This is a genomic window from Paenibacillus gallinarum (assembly GCF_014836635.1).
In the GTDB taxonomy this organism is placed as follows: Bacteria; Bacillota; Bacilli; order Paenibacillales; family Paenibacillaceae; genus Paenibacillus; species Paenibacillus gallinarum.
Genome location: NZ_JACSQL010000019.1, coordinates 39,766 through 61,660 on the forward strand (window position 1 = coordinate 39,766; position 21,895 = coordinate 61,660).

General features: G+C 40.8%; 21 protein-coding genes and 1 pseudogene. 2 read left to right on the forward strand and 20 right to left on the reverse strand.

Features of this window, described 5'->3' with window-relative positions; genetic code table 11:
• Positions 1-316 precede the first annotated feature (316 nt).
• The 13 genes and pseudogenes from H9647_RS23615 to H9647_RS23675 all read right to left on the reverse strand — a co-directional run bounded on the left by H9647_RS23615 (position 317) and on the right by H9647_RS23675 (position 10,478).
• Entirely contained in the window at positions 317-1,231 is a 915-nt protein-coding gene (locus H9647_RS23615; RefSeq protein ID WP_191804659.1) for a phosphotransferase, read from the reverse strand.
• A gap of 164 nt (positions 1,232-1,395) precedes the next feature.
• Positions 1,396-1,875 (reverse strand): GNAT family N-acetyltransferase, encoded by a 480-nt coding sequence (locus H9647_RS23620; RefSeq protein ID WP_225229535.1) that lies wholly within the window; start codon positions 1,873-1,875, stop codon positions 1,396-1,398.
• Positions 1,876-2,107: 232 nt separating this feature from the next.
• Positions 2,108-2,956: an AraC family transcriptional regulator gene (locus tag H9647_RS23625; protein ID WP_191804661.1), complete on the reverse strand. Its 849-nt coding sequence runs from the start codon at positions 2,954-2,956 to the stop codon at positions 2,108-2,110.
• A 162-nt stretch (positions 2,957-3,118) separates the two neighbouring features.
• Positions 3,119-3,718 carry a DUF2441 domain-containing protein gene (locus H9647_RS23630; RefSeq protein ID WP_191804663.1) on the reverse strand — a complete coding sequence of 200 codons (600 nt, stop codon included), beginning with the start codon at positions 3,716-3,718 and terminating at the stop codon, positions 3,119-3,121.
• Between the two features lie 13 nt (positions 3,719-3,731).
• Entirely contained in the window at positions 3,732-4,658 is a 927-nt protein-coding gene (locus H9647_RS23635) for a prenyltransferase/squalene oxidase repeat-containing protein (RefSeq protein ID WP_191804665.1), read from the reverse strand.
• A 122-nt stretch (positions 4,659-4,780) separates the two neighbouring features.
• The gene (locus tag H9647_RS23640) at positions 4,781-5,941 is read right to left on the reverse strand and encodes a phosphotransferase enzyme family protein (RefSeq protein ID WP_318245364.1); all 1,161 of its coding nucleotides are present in this window, start codon (positions 5,939-5,941) and stop codon (positions 4,781-4,783) included.
• 232 nt (positions 5,942-6,173) lie between these two features.
• Positions 6,174-6,560, reverse strand: coding sequence for a PTS transporter subunit EIIC (locus tag H9647_RS23645; protein ID WP_191804667.1), 387 nt, complete (start codon positions 6,558-6,560; stop codon positions 6,174-6,176).
• On the reverse strand, positions 6,554-6,799 hold the full coding sequence (locus H9647_RS23650; RefSeq protein ID WP_318245365.1) for a GH32 C-terminal domain-containing protein: 246 nt from the start codon (positions 6,797-6,799) through the stop codon (positions 6,554-6,556). The genes H9647_RS23645 and H9647_RS23650 overlap by 7 nt, the downstream gene beginning before the upstream one ends.
• Before the next feature lie 240 nt (positions 6,800-7,039).
• Positions 7,040-7,921: an aminoglycoside phosphotransferase family protein gene (locus H9647_RS23655; protein ID WP_191804669.1), complete on the reverse strand. Its 882-nt coding sequence runs from the start codon at positions 7,919-7,921 to the stop codon at positions 7,040-7,042.
• 140 nt (positions 7,922-8,061) lie between these two features.
• Positions 8,062-8,823, reverse strand: a complete 762-nt coding sequence (locus H9647_RS23660; protein WP_318245366.1) for a helix-turn-helix domain-containing protein — start codon at positions 8,821-8,823, stop codon at positions 8,062-8,064.
• A 164-nt stretch (positions 8,824-8,987) separates the two neighbouring features.
• Positions 8,988-9,359, reverse strand: a pseudogene (locus H9647_RS23665) (class I SAM-dependent methyltransferase); the annotation flags it as partial.
• A 14-nt stretch (positions 9,360-9,373) separates the two neighbouring features.
• On the reverse strand, positions 9,374-9,661 hold the full coding sequence (locus H9647_RS23670; RefSeq protein ID WP_191804671.1) for a GNAT family N-acetyltransferase: 288 nt from the start codon (positions 9,659-9,661) through the stop codon (positions 9,374-9,376).
• Between the two features lie 16 nt (positions 9,662-9,677).
• Entirely contained in the window at positions 9,678-10,478 is an 801-nt protein-coding gene (locus tag H9647_RS23675; RefSeq protein WP_191804673.1) for a Cof-type HAD-IIB family hydrolase, read from the reverse strand.
• A gap of 774 nt (positions 10,479-11,252) precedes the next feature.
• Between H9647_RS23675 and H9647_RS23680 the strand changes: the two genes are divergently transcribed.
• Both H9647_RS23680 and nspC read left to right on the forward strand, forming a co-directional pair.
• Positions 11,253-12,491, forward strand: coding sequence for a saccharopine dehydrogenase family protein (locus H9647_RS23680; RefSeq protein ID WP_191804675.1), 1,239 nt, complete (start codon positions 11,253-11,255; stop codon positions 12,489-12,491).
• Position 12,492: 1 nt separating this feature from the next.
• On the forward strand, positions 12,493-13,620 hold the full coding sequence (gene nspC, locus H9647_RS23685; RefSeq protein ID WP_191804677.1) for a carboxynorspermidine decarboxylase: 1,128 nt from the start codon (positions 12,493-12,495) through the stop codon (positions 13,618-13,620).
• A gap of 332 nt (positions 13,621-13,952) precedes the next feature.
• Here nspC and H9647_RS23690 read toward each other — a convergent pair whose 3' ends face one another.
• The 7 genes from H9647_RS23690 to H9647_RS23720 all read right to left on the reverse strand — a co-directional run bounded on the left by H9647_RS23690 (position 13,953) and on the right by H9647_RS23720 (position 21,736).
• Entirely contained in the window at positions 13,953-14,339 is a 387-nt protein-coding gene (locus H9647_RS23690; protein WP_225229537.1) for a hypothetical protein, read from the reverse strand.
• 444 nt (positions 14,340-14,783) lie between these two features.
• A complete protein-coding gene (locus H9647_RS23695) occupies positions 14,784-16,748 on the reverse strand; it encodes an elongation factor G (RefSeq protein WP_191804679.1) in 1,965 nt (654 codons plus the stop codon).
• A gap of 565 nt (positions 16,749-17,313) precedes the next feature.
• Positions 17,314-18,243 (reverse strand): VanW family protein, encoded by a 930-nt coding sequence (locus H9647_RS23700; protein ID WP_191804681.1) that lies wholly within the window; start codon positions 18,241-18,243, stop codon positions 17,314-17,316.
• Positions 18,244-18,396: 153 nt separating this feature from the next.
• The gene (locus H9647_RS23705) at positions 18,397-19,128 is read right to left on the reverse strand and encodes a thioesterase domain-containing protein (RefSeq protein ID WP_191804683.1); all 732 of its coding nucleotides are present in this window, start codon (positions 19,126-19,128) and stop codon (positions 18,397-18,399) included.
• A gap of 106 nt (positions 19,129-19,234) precedes the next feature.
• Positions 19,235-19,765 carry a CueP family metal-binding protein gene (locus tag H9647_RS23710; RefSeq protein WP_191804684.1) on the reverse strand — a complete coding sequence of 177 codons (531 nt, stop codon included), beginning with the start codon at positions 19,763-19,765 and terminating at the stop codon, positions 19,235-19,237.
• Between the two features lie 104 nt (positions 19,766-19,869).
• Positions 19,870-20,742 carry a hypothetical protein gene (locus H9647_RS23715; RefSeq protein WP_191804686.1) on the reverse strand — a complete coding sequence of 291 codons (873 nt, stop codon included), beginning with the start codon at positions 20,740-20,742 and terminating at the stop codon, positions 19,870-19,872.
• A gap of 517 nt (positions 20,743-21,259) precedes the next feature.
• Positions 21,260-21,736, reverse strand: coding sequence for a hypothetical protein (locus tag H9647_RS23720; protein WP_191804688.1), 477 nt, complete (start codon positions 21,734-21,736; stop codon positions 21,260-21,262).
• Between the last annotated feature and the right edge of the window lie 159 nt (positions 21,737-21,895).

Sequence of the window (21,895 nt, forward strand, 5' to 3'; positions counted from 1 at the left end):
TTGTGTTTATACTGATATGTATATCTTGTGGTCAAATTGTACTTTGCGCTTAGATACATCACGGTAACCCGTATCATAAATTCAAGGTATATTTGCTGCGTTAAACTGCCGGTTTGCATAACTAAAAAGGAGCAGCTGCCAACTGGCAAGCTGCTCCCTGCTGTGTTCAACTAACGTTTCCTGTTAGCGCAACGACTTACTCTGTTGAATTTCGTGTTCCTCAACATAAAGCGGCATCAGAGAAGGCGGATCGTACCTTTAAACGACAAAATGGTGCCGATAGCCATAGCCCCGTAGCCGCAACGAAATAATGAGCCTAATCCGACAGTGCCCGCATGATGTTGGATTTCGCCTCTGCCGCAATCGCTTCATTCCCGTCATCGACCGCTTGCATTAAGATCAGTATGGGGATGTATACCGCGATCAGCCGCGCCAGCAGCTTCGTTTCCTCGTCCGCTCCTCCGTACGTTTCGAAAAACACGCCGCGAGCGTAAGGGGGTAAAAAGCTATAAGCAACGCTCAAATCGCAAGCCGGATGGCCTACGCTCAGATCGCCCCAATCAATGATGCCGGAAACGATCCCGTTCTCATTCACAAGCATATTCTTGAAATGAAGATCGCCATGTAGCAGTGCATTCACCGCCTCAACACGGTCCTTTTGCAGCCTGCTAATATACGCTTCGATCACATCGGACTCCTCCGGCGACAAGTGTTCAACCACCTTCGATAGAAAGCCCTCCAATTTCACTTTGCGCGATGCTATGTCCGTCAAGTTTCGATGATCTTGCTGAACTCCGCACTTCAGCGCCGCCTGCACCGGAAACTCATGCAATCTCCGCAAAAATTTCGCCAACGGCTCTGCCGATAAAACCCGGCGTTCTTCCGTCAAACCGATTGGAAAATCTCCTGGCATGTAGGCATAGCCAAGAAATGGTGCCGGGTATTCGTCACTTGCTTCGCCATAAAACAACGGTTTCGGATAGGGGATGGTCATATATGCCTCCAGCTTCGGCAGCAGCTTCCCTTCCATACGAATCGAGCCAACTGCAATCGTTCTTCTTGGAAACCGGAACACGTACTCGTCACCGATGAGAAAAACCGTATTGTCCCAGCCCCAGCCCAATCGCTTCACTTGCTTCGATGACAGCTGAGGGAATTGTCTGCCTATCAGCGTCCGCGCCTGCTCTTCGTTAACCTCCCACTCCGCATCCCATACATTCGTTCCCCCCATGAATTGTCTGCCTCCTCGTTCCTTACGTTATTTAGATGTTTACATTCCCTAGAAGTTACGCATAACTGCCGGTTAGACGAACAGGCTTCCGATGATCTCGGAAGCCTGTTGTAAATTCAATTTATGTTAGCCAACGCAAGTTCCTTATTTTTATTAATTAATATTCATAGGATATACTCAGCAAGTATATCCCCATCTTCGTCTCTCTCACCATTTTCTATAAAACCAAGTGACGTATAGAGTTTCCTTGCTATCTTGTTTTCCTCTCCATAGACAATTATTATTTTCGAAGCATCGCCATGCGGAAAAGTCTTAATTAATTCAATTGCCCTTACTATTGCTTTTTTACCATATCCATTTTGTTGATATTCTTTATCTATCATCAATCTATAAATGTCATAGTAATTTTTGTTTTGATTATTTTGTGAAATTACATAAGACATTGTTATAAAACCAACCATCGTATCACTATGATAAACAGCATACGGCATCGGAATAAAACTACTATTATTTGTTTTAACTACATATAATTCGGCGAGCGTATACATATTCGTGGCAAGGAATTTTTGTTGATCTTCTTCCACCCTAAGATTGATACATTCATTGAAGTTATCAAATGTAATTTTTCTTAACTCTATCATCATTTTTCCTCCTAATATAGATATTAGGTAATTGTTATGTACAACGACGAAGTTTATATATAATTCCATTTGTAATTATTCGAGAAATCATTGAGCTATCCTGCCGATTAGCGCAATATTCACATTACCATTTTAGAAACGTTCACCAATAAAAAGAGAAAGAGGACGTCCACAACGTTGCGGACGTCCTCCTTAGATTTCGGTGTTCTGACCTGCCTTATTATGAAATAAAAAGCTATTTCTTCTTTACTGGAATCCAAATCTCCCCTGTATGGTGCCCTGCCGGTCCATAGTACATTTCAAAACTTGGTGCTTCAATCTGTTCATACTCCGATGTCGGAAACCACTCGAAATATATTCGATCCCATAGCTTTTGTAAGTCACATTGCGGCTCTGAGAAAATAGCCCAAGTTGAAGCAGGAACGGACAGTTTTGTGAAGTTGTCAGGGATTTCAAGTCCCTTAGGTAGGTTGTAACATACCATATACTTGAAAGAATCTCCATTATCATCATATAAGGCAGCATGCAACATCGTGTCTGTAAAGCGGCCCAACAATTCGTTCATCAGATCAACACTGCCATCCTCATCACATTGTTTACGGAACTTAGGAACTTCAGAAAAAGCTATCTTCCTATCGGAATTAATGAGACCATAAACTCCAAACATCTCAAAAGACCCTCTTTGTTCAATTCGGTAATTCATTTCGATATCTCCTTTTATTGAAATAGAGAAGGACATTCGAGGATAGGCTTTTAGAGAAACACCTTTATCGCGCGCAGATATCGGCATGATCCCATGAAGATTTTTAAACGCCCGTGCAAATGCTTCTGGCGAATCATATCCATATTTCATAGCTACATCAATAACCTTTGCATCCGTGGTCTGAAGTTCAAATGCTGCCAATGTCAACCGTCGACGTCGAATATACCCAGATAACGATACTCCTGTAATAAACGGAAACATTCTTTGAAAATGATAAGTAGAGCAACAGGCTCTCTGTGCTAATTCATCATAGGAGATATTGTCCGCTAGATTTGTTTCGATATAATCCATGGCGTTATTCATCCTGTCTAACCAATCCATCGTTTCCCCTCCCTTCCATATCAATTTATCGTAGATAAGAAATGATTACCTAGCATTTACTGCACGAAAAAGTCAGCATGCCGAAGATAATGTATCTCCATCTATTTGGTAGTAACAATACCCACCTGCTTGTTACAGCATAGTGTAACTATCAGTAAACGTTTATAAATTCGCGCAGGAATCTTCAATAATTTCAACGACTTCAATTTTTCCATTAATCAAAAGCTCAGGGAGTTCATTTTTGGCATTTCCCTGCCAATAGGTCCTAGCCTGTTCGATTTTCACGGAGAAGGGTACTGCATCCTCTTTCGGTAAAAGGTTTCCATCACCCTCAAAGATACTCCCTATAACCCGCAGTTTAACAAGTTGTAAAACGTTTCGGTTATATGAATCAAATATATCTTTCCATTTTAAAGCGTCTTCATAGCTTTTAGCAGCGTATAAACAAGACAATCTTGATGGGTATTCAGGATATTCTTGTAGTCTTACCATTTCAACGATAACTTCCCTAATAGCTCTCATTGTCTGTCCTACATAACTTATTGCTACTTCCGCATTTTCTTTATCCATCTTTAAACCGTCAGCTGTATAATGACCATTTAGAATCTGAATAAAGTCTTCGCCTTTGGAATTCAAACGTTCCTTCTCAAAAAAGAAGTGATACAGGGCATTTTTTTGGTTGTCATCAAAGCATATGAACTGTCCCAGAGACATTTTTTTCTTAGTAACAATGTGATATACATACAATTCCTTATCTACCATGGTTTCTCCCCTATTACTTTAGTCTTGCATTGAGATGCTCCGATTCCATTCTTTCGATCACTCGATCTAATTGTTTGGTTAGATAAGGCGAAACAACACCAATACCGGCAACTGCTTCTAATAAAGGAAAGGTATATCCTCCCCACGGACCTTGTGGATCAAAAACTTGTCTACCAATTCTCAAACCTTTTTCAGCCTTTGATGTATTCAAGCGTTCTAACCCTTCACTAAACAGCTCGACGGGTAATGGTTTGTTTCTACGCCGGGACCATTCTGCTAAGAAGGACATGCCGCGCAAAATATCATATTCAAAAAACCTAGGAAAACAAGGCTTCAGCCATTCCATGTCAATGACGCTTCCATCTTGTTTAGAACATACAAGACGATGCTCAATTAAATAGCGTGCGCCTTCGTCTAAAAAATGAGCTTCCTGTTCAGTAAATTCGCGGTTGGTATGCCATAAGATAGCTTCAAGCGGAGGTAATGTGGAAACAATAGAGCTTTTTCGAGAATGAGTATAAGCTTCAGGATCGCAGTTTAGTCCACCATCAGGTAGCTGATGCTCTAAGAGCCATTCACGGATCCAAGGTAGTTCCTTGTCCAAATCACAGCCATACCCCATGAGAATCATATAATATACGGCAAGCTCACAGTGGCAGCAATCCATCTTCATCTTATCACTATCACTTGTTGGATGGTCCTCAGGAGTTATAATGAAAGTTCGCCAGACCTGGTTTTTGAGTAGTTTTTTTGCTCTTTCAATAGCGGAATGGGGGATTCGTTTCACCTCACCCATTTCATAAAGAGCAGCCATATGCCACCAAGCTCCATCCCATTTTTGACGAGTGTACCCGCCGTGATTCATAGTAAAATTCGGTTCATGCTCAAGAAACTGTATAGATTCTTCGACTGCCAAGCGAATGGATTGATTAGTTTCCATCTGGAGCCTCCTTTTTAAAAATCTACACTTCGCTATTAATCTTTCTGATTTGAACTATGTTTCCCGTTTTAGTTTAATAAAAAAGCAACCGATCGATTGCCGGCTGCTCATGTTTACTATCTTTACTGATTACTGGATTTTGTATTGTCACCCAAAGTTATTAATCGTTCTTCATACTCAAAGGGTTCTTCACATGAGTATAGTTCATGAAAAAACCCCTTATACGGGATATCGTCTTCCAAACATTTTATGAGATATGATAGTTCTTCGTCACATGTCGTTTCCTCACCATTGTGATGCATTACTTCGAATGTATCAATAATATTTTCCATAATGCTTACCTGAATAAATAAGGGCAACTTATCCAACATCGAATCTTCGATCTTGGTCTCAGATCTGTATCCTGCGAGGACTGTTTCAAAATAATCATCCATAAACGTTTTACGTTTACCGACGTCTGGTTCAAATTGTATCCAGCCTACCCCACTGATCCAGAGACCCGCCAGATCAAACATATACCAACAATAACATGAATTATCAAAATCATATACCGTTATTTGCCCGGTATCAAAATCTATCGAATAATTCCCATCGTTATAGTCAAAATGGTTCATACCGAAAGTCTCTTGGTTCCTTTCCAATCCATGTAAGGTATTAAGGAGCTCTACCAGTTTCTCCTTAAGCAAAGGGAAGGATTCAGGAATCAGTTTATCGATATATTGGGCATTGTATTTATCAAAAAAACTATACCGGCGATGGACAGGAGTATATCCTTTCGATATTTGGTGCAGTTTCCCCAGGACTTTACCGCAATTATAGTAATACTCACTAATCGGAGCACCTTCCCGGTACTGATAATTATTTTCTACTAGCATTTTCCCTTTCGCCTTATTAAACAGGCATACAAAAAAGACGTGATTATTATGAGTGACCTCTTCCAGCAAATTCCCCTTCTTAGAGCTAACTACATCCGAGACACTTCCTCCGTGCTCGAATAAATACCTGATATAGTGAACCTCTCCCAGAAAATCTTCCCGGCTCCTGTCAGGTAAGAATCCGATCCTGAGTATTTTTGAGTCGATCCCCTCTTTTTCACAGGAGTATACAACATTCCGCCCACCTTTATGTGCCGGAATAAGCTGGATATGATAACCTTCTAATCCGAATAACTCTGACGCTAATGGAAGTAAATATTCATCACTGATCTTAACAACCTCGTTATGATTTATACGATCTCCTCCAGTCAAAATTTTTGCAACGACGCCCCACACTGAAATTACCACAGAAGAAACCCCAAAAAATGAGAGAAGCTTTCTGTGGACTTAGATGATAACCACCTTGTTTAACATGGATTCATCGCCCCTTCCAGCTATTATTCTTTAAAGTTTACCTAAAAATCCCATATAAATTCCAGGTAAACTTCTTATATAATCATTTTTTTGATAAGAACTGTATATAGGTGGTTGCGCTTAACACAACTGATTTTTCTCCACTTAGAAATGTGTCTTGTTCCGACTACTTCTTCTCGACTTCTCGAAATCCAATCGTGTAAGTCAATACAAAAGCAACAGAGAAAGCAACTAGATTAACAAGAATGTAAAGTGGTAACTGGTTGTTCAGATAAAGCAGCATGCCTGGAATGCCTGTAAGAGCCATACCTGTTGCTTTAAGATGTAGAATGGAGGCCAAAAATCCCCCGACTCCTCCGCCAATCATGGACATAATAAAAGGTCTTACCAGCGGAAGCGTTACTCCGAAAACGGCAGGTTCCGTAATTCCGAGTGCTGCAGAAAAACTGGATGGATAAGCCACTTGCTTGAGCTTCTGAGATTTGGCTTTCATGGCTACCGCAAGAACGGCACCAGCTTGAGCCACATTTCCAGGTGAAATCGGATTCAACATATTCCATCCGGTTTCAATCCGGCATAACTAACCCGTACGTTTGCTTCCTCAGTGAAATACAGAAGTGAAAATACGAGGTCTCCGTCATTAACGAAGATCTCAAGAGAAGAGTTGTCGCTAAACAATCGAAGATCAGTTAACAAGGACACTTCAGCTTCTCTACATTCTTTTTCATGTGTAACCCGTTCATTCGTGATACGGTCAAACGACAGAAAATAAGGCATCACAAAATCAAACAATAGAAATTATTTATAGCAAAATGTTAGTGCACCGAGACTTCTCTTAGCTCGAGCCGTTATTTGCTATTCCCCTTCTAGTAAACAAGAGAAATTAGACATCGGGTAAGCTGGATGTAACCTTGTTGAACAGAGGGGTTTTTTCATAGGAAATTAAATAACCGTTCCCAGTTGAATACTGAGAAACGGCTGTTGTTATCTAAATATACTTTTACCTACGGATAAGCTGTTCTGTCTGCTAGATCAACAACCTACGGATTTTTGCAATACAGAAATACTTTCCATGAAGAACGCTCTGTTTTTATCAATCCCTCTATTTTTACACCAGACAACAGCACTAAAAGCATCGTAAAAAGTATAAAAAGGTAGTAGCGTTTCCAAATTGATCATAGGACGAATTGTGGAATACCCCTCTGTGTAGGAAGTTTTACTTTGGGGATTCACTTCCCAAACATATCGATTAATTTTGGTGAAGTCGATTTCAGATGATCCACCCCGAGCACTTTCAAAATCAATAATTCCAACAACGTCATTATTATTTATTAATATATTACCTGGTCTAAAATCCATATGTACTACACAGGGGCCATCAGGTTGCGGTAAATGGGAAAAGGCACTCTCAAAGTGATCTATACATTTTTCGAAAAGCTGTTTCTCAAGAACTTCCTTAGCAGGTTCTTTATACTTTTCAAAATTATTTTTTATATAAAGTCTCCAATTGTTCTGATTGGAAAATTGAAAACCGTCGGATCCTTGAGCACCATATCCAGGCATTTTAGTTTCATGCAGCTTTGCATGTAATACTCCCATTTGGAATGCTAATTCATCGTTAATAGCTCCTGTACACGGTATGCCTTTCATCTCCGATAAAAGTAAGGCACCCGAAATGAAGTCATCCGCACTCCAGAAATCTAACACTTTTGGAACCGGTATTACCTCTCTCAACATTTCTAGCATACGATATTCGCGATATAGTTTATCCCTGTTATAGGGTACCTTCGCATATACCGTTTCTCCATTAGTAAGATTCAGCTTGTATACTTGTGAACTAAAAGACTCAGGAACATTGTCTATACTTAAAACACTAAGGTTAAATCTATCTATGATCGTATGTACTAAGTTCAAATCGCACCTCGTATGTTATGAATGAAATACTAATGGGTTTATTTTTCTGCACATTATTGATAAGTCCTGCATGTTAACTTAAAAGAAAAAGCAACCGGTCTGTTGATCGGCTGCTTATTTGTTTCAAATCAAGGTAGATTTTACGAAAAATCAAAGGAAAACGAACTAGGTCTACTTACCACCCTATGAACGATTGAGAACAACCGAGTGGCAATATCACCTTTAACATTAAGCCTGTACCCACCTCGAACCCTATCCACAAAGCCGAGTTCAATGCAATCTATGATTACTTTATCAAAATTCATGTCAGCGGGTAGACGTGAGCGAAGTATCGACTCCTCTACTGGAGTGAAGTCAGGCTGTAAGTTTTCATTATTAAGCAATAACTCATATAGCACGGTTATAATATCCGGAGGTAAGATGTTCATTGGAAACTCAACTAATTCATTCATTGCTTCAGTGGCTTCGTTTAAAAAAAGCGAGGTAGCGATACAAACTAATCTATCTTTTGCCCACAGGCCTAATCCAGATGGACCTAGCTGAATTTGAGTCAGTGATGAATCTGATGCGGGTGTCTGTACATTGAAAGATGTGGCAGCAATCACCTCGCCCAGAAAATTGATTTTTTGTTCTTGTGACATCGTCCGAAGTTCCGTTCGAATTTGAGGCAGCATGGCTTGCAAATTGCTAGTTTTTCCAAGCAAAAAGTCGGTTGTGCAATCAAAGACAGTCGCCAACTCCGTTATAAGAGAAATGTCGGGTAAGGAGTCGCCTTTTTCCCATTTAGACACTGCTTGTGCAGAAACATTTAGTAATAGCCCTAATTGTTCTTGTGTCATACTTTTGCTGTGACGAAGCTGACTGATTCTTCCTCCAAAATGACTAGCATTCGCTTCTATGATTTATAACACCTCCATGAATTTATAGTTTAATTATAACTACACTGCTATTTAATGGTATGGAAGTATACTTTACAACTAAACCATTAGTTGATTTTCTATATCCTTGGTAGAAAAGAATAATGGCTTAACTATTGAGCAAAGAGCAAATCTACCCGCGTGTTGAATTATTTTTTGATTTCACAAATGAAGAAAGCGTATTCAGGATAAGTTTCAAAAAAATTCTTTTGTTCTAACTGACAATTTTTTGATGTTAGATATTCTTCTAACCTTTCTAACAACGAGTATTTTAAGTTAGCCATAAACATAAGAAATCCACCGGTATTCAGTAAATCAAAACACGAATCTAAGCATCTTTCAAAATCTCCAGGTTCTTTGATTGCAGAGCCAATTAAGGTTACAATATCAAACTTTTCATTCGTTATTTCATTATCGAAAATACTTTTACATAACACTTTAGATGGATTAGGATGGCCTTCTCGTTGCTGTCTGTAAGCGAAAATTTCGCAAATATCTTTGTTAATATCAATACTTGTTAAGTCCCCTTTGCCTGTTAGCTTAACTCTAGAAAATGGGTTTCATTTTGTGAATTAACACTTGGTGAGACATATAGCCGACGAACACGACCAACTTTTTTACTATCTGAAAAGGGGTCTTGATTCAATCCGCAGACCCCGACAATTTCACTGTTTTTAAGAACGAGAAAGAGGGCTTCCCCGTTCTTATCGAATGTATTTGTTCCAGTACCGTAGTCGGTCACCAACCGTTCGAGGTGAAAAAAACCTTCACTCTTACTCTCGTCAACTAACTGCATTAATTTATGGGTATCTAGATGTTTCACTTTTGCTATTAAACATTCAGTCACGTAACACAAACCTTTCAATTGCAACAGCGACACCATCGTTAATATTTGATTCGGTTACGTGGGCTGCACAATTTTTAAGTTCAATGATTGCATTCTCCATTGCGATCGGAAATCCGGACATATGAAATAGGCCTAAATCGTTAAAGTCATCCCCAAATACCATTACATTTTCAGAATTTACACCGATATCATTTAACACCCATTGTACCCCATGTTCCTTTGAGGCTGACTTATGCATGATTTGGACCAATACACCTTCATCGGTTGCGATTACGTTCACATGGTCACCGAATTGTTCACATATTTCATTCCATGCATTGCAACCTAGGACCAATATTTTGGTAGGGGATAGCGAACTTATATATTCTTTATCCATAACTTGGGGCTTGGGGTCATTCATACGGATACCCAATTGAGCGCACTCGGAGTCGGGAACTGGACTATATGTATACCATGAATCGTTAACTTCATATGAGATTATTGATTGAGGTGCCCGTAACTCGATGAATTTATTGATTTGTTGGCTAATCTCCATAGGGATACTAATATGCTGCTCATTCTGCTTCGATTTACATGTAACTAATGCACCGTTGTAATAAACCATGTAGTCTACAAAAGGGAATTCTTTTAAAAAATGATTAGCCGCTCTAGGCGGCCGCGCCGTGGCAATAATAATATGAATTCCAGAATCATAACATCTTTTGACAGCCTGATAATTCCTTGGAGATATCGTTTTATCATTACCAAGCAAGGTTCCATCTAAGTCCAGAAGAATTGCCTGAATATTAGGCATATGTATCCTCCCCTCACAATAAGCTAAATTGGTAAAATACTACTACTTAATAAAGAAGTCGTCAATAAAAAATACATTATTCACCTTGTTAGCTGACATAGTTGAGGTTGATTTCGGTTACCCGCATAATTCTGTTAAATCAGCTAAAGGTATTATGAATTGATTCACCTGATCTTTATTAAAACTGTATCTGACCAACCATTTTCGTCTACAAAATCTACAGTAATTTCAACCTTTCTATCTTTTTTGAAAATTTTTCTTGCGCTATAACTTCAAGCCTGCTACTATGAAGAAGCATTATTTTTGGAAAGCAGATATTCAACTCCTATTTAGGATCTTTCCAAGCAGATAATCTTTGACCACTTTCTTTAATGGAAGTCAAGGCCATACGGACAGCCGGGTCAAATGCCGATTGGCAACTTTGTTGCCTTATTGATTGAGTTAAAAGCTCGAATTTTATAAGTTGGTTACTTTACAACCAGTGCATTATGCACACAACTTGTGAAACGGTCAATAAGAGTGGTAAAAGTAATTATTTGCTATATAGACTCTGATCCTAACATTGTATAGTTGAATATTAAGATCCTTTCCATGAGACGATTTGTTTTATGATTGGCTGATGAACACGCTAGAGGTTTGTCCAGTCATGTTTATTGGGACTTTTCTTATTATTTGACTATATATTGAAGCAAGTGTGATGCGCATAGTGCGTGTTTCGCTTGCTTTTTTTGTTGCCGTTTTACATAAAATTTAATTTGAATAGGAGATTGGAAAATGGGAAAAGCACTAATCATTGGCGCCGGCGGCGTAGCTTCAGTAGCAATTCATAAATGCGTTCAAAACAGCGAGGTATTCGAAGAGATTTGTATTGCAAGCCGTACGAAGTCCAAATGCGATGAGCTGAAAGCAAAATTGGACGGCGGTAACACTAAAATTACTACTGCACAGGTGGATGCCAACAACGTAGACGAGTTAATCGCTCTAATTAACGAAGTTAAACCGGATATCGTCATGAACCTGGCTTTGCCTTACCAAGATTTGACGATCATGGATGCTTGTTTGGCCACTAAAACGCATTATATGGATACAGCTAACTATGAGCCGGAAGATACGGCGAAATTTGAATACAAATGGCAATGGGATTATCGCGAACGTTTTGAAAAAGCAGGAATTACAGCTCTTTTGGGAAGCGGATTTGACCCCGGCGTAACAGGCGTGTTTTCCGCCTATGCACTGAAACACTATTTTGACGAAATCGAATATATCGACATCCTGGATTGCAACGGCGGGGATCATGGCTATCCTTTCGCAACCAACTTTAATCCGGAAATCAACATCCGCGAAGTGTCCGCTAATGGACGTTACTGGGAAAATGGGCAATGGATCGAAACGAAACCAATGGAAATCAAACGCGAATATAACTTTGCTGAAGTCGGCCAAAAGGACATGTACCTTCTGTATCATGAAGAACTTGAATCCCTTGCGCAAAACATGCCTGGACTGAAACGCATCCGCTTCTTCATGACTTTCGGTCAAAGCTATCTCATGCACTTAAAAGCACTTGAAAACGTAGGAATGACCTCCATCGAACCAATCGAATTCGAAGGAAAACAAATCATTCCGCTTCAATTCCTGAAGGCTGTGCTTCCGGACCCTGCTTCCCTCGGCCCTCGCACGGTAGGTAAAACGAACATCGGCTGTATCTTCAAAGGGAAAAAAGACGGCCAAGACAAGACTTACTATGTTTACAATGTGTGCGACCATCAAGAGTGCTATAAAGAAGTGGGCTCCCAAGCTGTCTCCTATACAACGGGCGTACCTGCTATGATCGGCGCGGCAATGGTTATGACCGGCAAATGGAATAAACCAGGTGTATTTAATATTGAGGAGTTCGATCCAGATCCATTCATGGAAGAACTGAACAAATGGGGCCTTCCATGGGTAGAAGACTTCAATCCAGTGCTTGTTGACGCATTGCCTGAGGAAGCTAAAGAGTCGGAGCGCGTTCGCTAATATGAGGTTCGAGGAATTACCGACACCCTGTTTCGTAGTCGATGAAGCACTCATTGAAAAAAACCTGAAGATTTTGAACGGCGTTATGCAGCGTACAGGAGCCAAGATTGTGCTGGCGCAAAAAGCTTTTTCCATGACCGCTATGTATCCCCTCATCGGAAAATACTTAAGCGGGACAACGGCGAGCGGTTTATTCGAAGCACGGCTGGGTCATGAAGAGATGGGCAAAGAAACTCATGTTTTTGCCCCTGCCTATCGTGAAGATGAAATAGATCAGATTGTGTCTATTTGCGACCATATCATCTTTAATTCCTTCTCCCAGCTGGAAAAGTATAAAGGAAAAGCCATTGCCGCCGGCAAAAAGATTGGTATCCGTATCAACCCGGAATGTTCAACACAGTTAGGACATGAAATCTATGATCCTTGCTCACCGGGGTCTAGATTCGGAGTCAAACGGGAGGATTTCCTCCCTGAAATGCTTGAAGGCGTTACGGGACTGCACTTCCACACCCTTTGCCAACAGAACTCGGACGACTTGGAGACCACGCTAAATGCAGTCGAAGAAAAATTCGGGTCATGGTTGCCACAAATGGAATGGATCAATTTTGGTGGCGGTCATCATATCACCAGAGATGACTATGATATCCCAAGACTCGAAGCCTGTATTTCGCGGATGCAGAATAAATACGGCTTGGAAGTCTACCTTGAACCTGGAGAAGCCATTGCACTGAATGCAGGCTATATGGTCACCTCGGTACTGGATATCCATAAGAACGGCATTGAGATTGCAATCGTGGACACGTCAGCAACTTGTCATATGCCGGATGTTTTGGAAATGCCATACCGTCCGCCGCTTGTCGGTTCCGGAGAAGCTGGGGAGAAGTCATTCACCTATCGGCTTGGCGGTCCTACCTGCCTTACGGGCGATGTCATTGGAGATTATTCCTTTGATCAACCCCTGAAGAATGGTGACCGATTGGTATTCGAGGACATGGCGATCTACTCTATGGTAAAAACGAACACTTTCAACGGAATGCCACTGCCTGCAATCGCCGTGCAGGACAAAGATGGGGATTGCCGGATCGTGCGCGAGTTCGGTTATCAGGATTTTAAATTCAGACTAGCTTAATGAATAAGAAGCCGTAGCCCTGTAATTAGGGTTACGGCTTCTTACTCATTTTTGACGTTTCTTATGGTAATGTGGCCAGTCATTCCAGCACAATATTTCGTTTATACAGCAGGTTTATTATATCTGACCTCACAATAAATCTCCTACTATAGCAAATAATAGTTTGCTATAAGATAACGGGACCCAGTTCCTGTTCCCCCGACGTTATTTCGGAAAGTTCAGTTCCTCATTATGGAAAGTGGTCGCAAGATAGCGCGGGTACATCCATTCAACAGCGGTTACGGATTTTAAAGCGGAAGTGCCCGTTTACAGTCTGACGTTTCAGTAAAATATCACCCTTCAACTAAAGCATAATACTTAAGTATTGCTCCATCGATCTCAACCAATAAAATATCTTTTTGTTCTTTACTTGAGTAAATTTTGGTCCCTACTGGTAGAACATTTGAGGTTCCATTCACAAAATCTTCTGCAATTGAAGTTTGGTTTTTTATTTCTCCAATCTCTTCATTGGGCGTTAGTACCAATTCATCAACCCAATCAATACCGGTTTTATATATCAAGTCTCTAAACATAAAAATATTCGCATCTGAATCAAGACTTAATATCTCATTAGCATCAGGGTTACCAATTACGTTAACAGTTATATTATCTTCTTGTGCATTCATACATCCAGTAATAAGTATTAATAGAAATATTAATACTATTGGAACTTTTCTCATCTCAAGCCTCCCCATTGAAACTGTACTTGCATTGATTTTTGATAACTTCAAACTCACGAGTTTTGCATATAATCGCACATGTATTTTATTCGCGAAACCTTTTAACGATCCTTGTCATTATATTTAATAGTTAATAGAAAAGTGTTAATTGTCTTTGCTAGCTATCTTGAAAATATATCAAAACAAATAGGCTGCCAAACCGACAGGCCTATTTGTTCTACTAAAGTTCAATTGTTCAGATTATTTTCTAACTAGAAGAATAAATAATCATGGCTTCTTTCGTACTTTCATCAATAGCTATACACAATTTTATAGGAATTCTGAAAAAATCAAGTATTTCCAAAGGAATCTCCTCAATAGATAAAGATACTCGCATTATCAGATTAACGATTCACGATAATTTCATAGTTGCTTAGTATCCTATTAGTTTTCCTAATAGATAACTCAAGGTTCTAATTCAAGATGCATCTTGGCTTCGGCCTCATCCCATGGTACGGAGTAACCCGCCCCCTTAGCACAAAAGATGGAGGAAGAAGTATACAGTGGATCCGCCTCTTTGCGGTAACCTATCTGCTCAATGACTTCTTCTGTATTATGGCATCGATCGTAACCGCTGAACACGCAGCGCATACTGCCTCGTCCATGTGTAAAGGATGCAAATTCTGCACTGTAGTTCATGAAAGTCGACACGGGCACCCTGCCTGTAACCACCGCTTGCGTTTCGTTCGTCTGCGGCGGATCAAAAATACCTGAAGCACGTTGAATATCGGACAGTACCCTGCCCAATTCATCAATAGCGACCTTGATTTTGAAATCGTAATAGGGCTCGAGCAACACATTATCAGCTTTCTCAAGCCCCTGCCGCAACGCTCGAAAGACAGCTTCACGAAAATCGCCGCCATGGGTATGTTCTTTATGCGCACGTCCTCTAAGCAGTGTAATGTTCACGTCGGTAACAGGCATACCAGTCAGCAGTCCGTGATGCTCCCGTTCATATAGATGATCCCGAATCAAATTCTGATAGCTGACATTCAAGTCATCGACATGACATTTGCTATCAAACTTGATGCCGCTACCTCTTTCTCCCGGTTCAATCAGCAGATGTACTTCTGCATAATGTCGAAGCGGTTCGAAGTGGCCATACCCTTTTACAGCAGACTGAATCGTTTCCTTATACAAGATTTCTGGTTGTCCAAAAGAGATTGCAAAGCCAAATCGTCCCCTCACAATCTGTTCCAGCACTTCCAGTTGAATCAATCCCATGACGCGGATAGAGATCTCTTGGAATTTCTCATCCCAGACAACGTTCAGAGACGGTTCCTCTGCCTCCAGCGTACGAAAAGCAGCGAGGACCTTCTGTACGTGTATCGAATTATCGAATAATACCTTTGATTGTAACGTCGGCTCCGAGTCGTAAGTTAACTTGTCTGATAACAATCCCAGGCCTTGCCCAGCCTCTGCCGCTGACAATCCAGCAACCGCAAACAAATCGCCTGCTGCCACTTGTTCTATCGGCTGCGACTTGAGACCGTTCATCAAGAAGATCCGCGTGATTTTCTCGTCATATTGGACCCCATTGCTCTCGTAAGCAAGCTCTTCTCTCACCTTCAACTTACCGCCCAGTGCTTTAATGTATGTGAGTCTCATACCGCTTTCATCGTGCCGGATTTTATACACCCGCCCCTGGAATGAAGCATTCTCGTCATAAGACGATGTCGTCAGCAAATGCATCTGTTCTAGAAATTCAATGACACCTGTATCCTGTAGCGCAGAACCATAGGCATAGGGGAAGAGAAGTCCTGCTGCTATCATCTTCTGCAAGGCCCCCATCCAAAAGCTAGGATCCTCGCTTCCCTCGAGGAACGCTTCTAGTAATGCTTCGTCTCGCTCCGCCATAGCCTCTCGCAACGCTTCACCGATGATGCCGTCAGCGAAGCTCTGAGTTATGCAGTATATTTCCCCCGTCAACTGCTGACGGATATCCGCCACAGTTCTGTCTACGTCTGCGCCGATCCGATCCGTTTTGTTGATAAAGAAGAACGTTGGAATCCGATGCTTGCGCAGCAGTTGCCAGACCGTCTCCGTATGGCCTTGGACCCCTTCTACCGCGCTTACAATCAGGATCGCATAATCAATTACCTGAATCGCCCGCTCCATTTCCGGGGAGAAATCGACGTGTCCAGGCGTGTCTATCAAATAATAGGTATCTCCTTTATATTCCATTACTGCCTGATCCGCAAACACCGTAATGCCTCTTGCCCTTTCGATGTCGTGGTTGTCCAGAAAAGCATCCTGATGATCCACCCGCCCGCGCGACCGGATACTGTTCGTATGATACAGCAGCTGTTCCGCAAAAGTTGTCTTACCTGCATCCACATGGGCGAACAGGCCAATTGTTAGTCGCTTCATAGAATCCTACTTTCATCGTTTCTTGTTGATACTGCTCATTTTATTAAAACATAGAAACCGGGAGAATGGGTAGGATCGGGTTATGAATGACGTAATAAAATTCGATATCCGCAGAAAAAAGTTTGGAGTCTCGCCGCCATGCCAATACAGACAAACACAACATAAATACACATAACGATTAACCAATCTTGAAGATTGGACTATCCCTTCATTTCAATTTTCGTCTTAGAAAAATTTCATAGCTCCCGGATTACTAAAGAAATGTTTCACTATCGATAATCGAAACATGTTCATTCCATTACGGCAATCGGTGCAAGTGCTTACACCGATTCAACAGAAAAAGCCGCTAATTAGCGACTATTCATGGGAATCATGTATTCATTTGTAATCAATTCTACAGATTTAGAAGAGGTCATCATAAGAGAAGGAGTCCCAATAACACAAGCTTTATTCAAGGTGTCATACTTATGGATTGTACCGCTAATCTTAGAGACTGCTCCCATATATTTTGCCTTACGTGACATTTCAATCGTCGAAATATTTAAAATTTGGTTATGGGATTTTATTATTCACCGTTAACAGAGGTCTCTTGTCGATCGACGGTCTCTTCTGGAATCTTATGGGACATGCTCGGTACGTGCCGGGGCCGATATTCGATAAGCTCTGAGGAATAGACAGAAACAGCGATTCGTCCTCCGCTGCTGTAAGCCCGAATCAGAATCGGCTGATTGTAGGCATTGTGGAACACAAAATCCGGCCCGCCCCAGCTGACAGTTGCATCCCGCCCAGTCAAAACGTAAGGAACGTTTCGGCTGTGGGAATACCGCTTCACGATCTGTAATCCCGCTCTGTCAATCGCATTGTATAAAGTGGAGGATACTTGGCATATTCCGCCCCCCACGCCCTCGGAAAGTTCACCTCTAACAATGACGCCCGCTCGTTTATAGCCTTTGTCGACAGTTCTCATGCCCACAACTTCGTTGAATGAGAATGATTCTCCGGGAAAAACCACTGTGCTGTCAATCGACTTGGCTGCCAAGCCGATGTTATGCGAACGATTTTCGTTATTAGAATTAAAATAGGTAACGTAATACCCAATCGCTTTCGTTCGAATCGAAGAAAGTATTTCGGCATCTACTTTTGGATATAGCGGATAGGACGGAACCTCAATCGTCGCCGCTCCTTTTCCATAGTAATATTCGTAAAATGATATCAGCATTTTTCGCTGATCCAGGCGATGTCCTATGCGTCCTTCTACAATCTGGCCGTCCGGCCCTATTCGCGCGTTTTCTGGCTTTTTCATACTTATTCGATCCAGCTGATCCGCCCACTGATCATAGGTATCCATATTAACGAGTGGAAACACCTCAAGAGCGTGCTCGCTTCGATCAATCGTACTCAGCGAGTTTCCATCCTGGGTTATCGTCAGCAGATCTGCCGGGTTTGCCTGCGCCATGAGCAGTCCAAACAGACCCATGATCGATAGCCATTTCAAACTGCACTCGCCTCCTTCCTAAGTAGATTCCATATTTGTCCTTCTGGTATTATGGTAACCTTTTAAGAAAATCATGCAGATGCAGCAGATATGGTCGTTCTTTCATGTGAGTGTTTGAACTCGTTTTTATAAACAGAATGTGCCTTCCATTTTCTATGAGTATCTATCCAGTGAATTCGTTTCCTGATCCAGTTCCTGAATTTTAGAAACTAATTTTTCTGAATTGGAACGAAACACTTGATTTGAATCCGTCCAGTCCGATTTCAAAAAATAGGAAGCGTGAAACTTCCATCCTTGATGGGCTGGGTTAAATTCCATTTGAATTTCGCGCCCTGGTCTACCTATGTATATCCTAGAACCCGGCTTACGCCATTTGCCAATTTGTGTGATTCTGTCCCGATTCTGTCCTGTGATATATGTAAACCTATTATTGTATGGAATGTTCCTCAAATGAAACTTTGGACACCCGACAGCAAATACTTGAAGCTGCTGAAATCCGTATTTTTTCTCCAATAAAAGGCCTGTCCGATAAGCGATCACGCCTCCAGCGCTATGCCCGATAAGGATTACGTGATCCGAAGTTTCTGCATGCTCGCTAATGATTTGTGATAAACTTGTTACCCGCTTGGACTGGTCATGGGATAGGTCATAGCTAACTTGAGTAAGCTGCTTTGCCAATAGACGGATGAAAGAGAACCTCGTTATACCGTTTGCAGCCCCATAGGGAAAGATCGTCAAAATTTTTACATTTTGATATCTCTTTGCAATCTCACTTGCAGCTGCTTCAAAATTATTACGATAAGTTAGTACACCGGCAAAAAAGCAAACCACCGTACGGCAATTTTTTGTACATGTACTATGGGAGGATACGAACGTTTCAATCATGATTTTACTCCTAACATTAAACGATTGATTATTATTTTAGGTGCGAATATTTCAAATTATAAAACAAAAAAAGCCCGAACGATCAGGCTTTGTGGTATATAGAATATTATGTTAGTTGCATCGTTGTAATACAAGTATTGCTATCTTTAAAAGTACCGATCTCAGATTCTGCTGTTTTGCCATCATACTCTATCTTTACTTGATATTTCCGATCTCGCGGTAGCCATAGATCAATAAAACCATTCTCTAATGAAGTAATCGTCTCATCCATCACTACAGTACCTTCTTCATCTTGAATAAGAACATCGAAGTTTTTTTCTACTAATTCCCCTTGGCACCCCGTTAGACTGTGGATAGCACATTCATGTGTGTTTTCAATAAACGGTGCAATGGAAACAAAAAACTCGTCCTTTGGAAGGTCAAAAGACGTCTTTTTACCATGATCAGTCACAATCAGTTCCTCTGATGTAATAGATGCACTTACATCCTCAAAGGAACCAACACTATACGCATGGACTTTTTCTTTAATATTCTGTGTTCCAGCTTCATTCGATGCACTATTATTACTATGGTTGTTACAAGCTACTGTCACCAGACTTAATAAAATAAACGAAACAAGGAGCAAACCCTTTTTCATAATATCCTCCCATTTTCTTTTCATATTGAAAAGTCATACTATTTCGATCATATCACATAGGTCCTCGCTCTTTCTTAAATCGTGTCTCAATTACGAACGAAAGATTACCATGACGATAGTTCTGTCCGTTTCCAGTTGTTTTCGGCAACGCAAACATATACATGGTTATCATCCCACGCCATCTGTCCTTGGCTACAGGCGCTACTAGACGAAGCAGGCGTATATTTGTTGCGAATACGCAATTTGTCCCCATTTATATCGAGCTTAGTGTCAGGATCACTCGTGCCAATCCCGACATTACCATTGCTACGTTGTATGCTGAGCGGGGAATCAACCACTTCACCATCATCACCGTAACGGATAAACTGTAGATTGGATCCCGTATTATCACCCGATTCTTCTGAACTATCTGCCCGAACGACCCATCTCGGTGTCGTCTCATTCTCATTACCGGATACACTTAACTCGATATCTCTATTCGAACCCTTCTCCCCTGCTACCCGCAAGACCCCGTTCATCACATTGAAGTTGGATGAATGGGTACGTATCTCGCTTATATCGGTATCGAATGGAATCTCAAATCGGGTGAACAGCTGGTTAGGATATTGGCCAGTCGGTGACATTGTCGTCTCAAACGAGATATGCTTATGGTCATGCTGCTCTGGATTGTTTGCCTTGTCATGAGAAATAATCGCTGTCTTGTTCCTACCAGCCTCGTCGAGCCAGACAATCGCCGGCTTGGCTCTCTCCGCCGTCCATTGCAGCCGGATAAGGTCTGACTGATGTCCTTCCTTCTCAATCCACTTCTTGTCAGTGGACAAATGTAACCGATCATTGTGTGGAATAATGATGTCGTTGCCATTTTGCACGGCTTGTCCAAGCGTTGTTTCCCCTCCTTGTTTCTGCTCCGTACATCCTGCACCAAGCAAACAAACGCCCCCTAATATAACCGTTACTGCTATTGTCCTTAATTTCATTTTGTGTTTTCCTCCGTTTTTCGATATGAATTGATTTCATTTCGTATTTATGTACAAAAAAGACCTTGTATGATCGTAGTATATACAACACGCTGCGTACACCCATTTCATCAATATTCCCGAAAAAATGATTCTTTTCGTCTATAAAATCCCAGCTAAAATTTGTCGATGCCTGTTACTATAGGACTCACCATAATGTGAATCACTCCCATTTGCATGTATATAATTTTTGATTCGCTTATGGTCCTTAACTCGGGACAAAAACTTATATCATTTAAATAAAAATCCGCTAACACCGATACTTATGATGGGACCGCTTTGTATAATTTCTCAGGATATACTTTCATCGCGATAATGATAGGTAGGTAATAACAAAAGCTACTTTTATACGATCCTAAACCAGTATTATAATGGATAAAAATAAACAGCAGCATTCTGGATTTATTCCAAAATACTGCTGCGTTTATCAACTAACGCACCTCATTAGCTAATGAAATGCTAGAATCTCTGAAGGCTACTATTGAACCTGATTAGCTAAGTCGATTAGGTCGGACTGATCTAATTTATAACTACCTAACTCATCAAAATTTCCGTTGATATAATAAACATATCGAGCCAAAAATCCATTTTCACTTTCCCACCAAATGGATTGGCTGGTCTCATCCTCTTCGTAATATGCTTGCTTCCCATTTTCAAGTTCAAAAGGTTCTTTGCCTTGCTTAGATATTTCCTCTGATTTACCAATAACCTTACTCAAGATATATCTTATTTCATGCGTGCTCTGCTTGTTTTTATAATGAAAAACATATTGTTGAAGTACATCTGGATTATCAATTGCTATTTCCGTACGAACTTCATTAACTTCAAATGGAAATCTAAACGGTTCATTAAAATCATAGAGCATTGATTTACTTATTTGATCGGTTGAATTACCGCTACTACATCCACTTATTAAAAAGAATAATACTAGAAAAGAAAAAGAAATGTTCCTCATGGTTTCACCCCTTATTATTTTAACGGAAAATCACTTCAATTGGGCAGGTTACACTTTCATCAAAACAAAAACACCTTCAAAGTGGTATTATCCCCTTTTAGTAGACAAGAAAAAAAAGACATCTGGTAAGATGGACTTAATCTTGTTGAACAGAGGGGA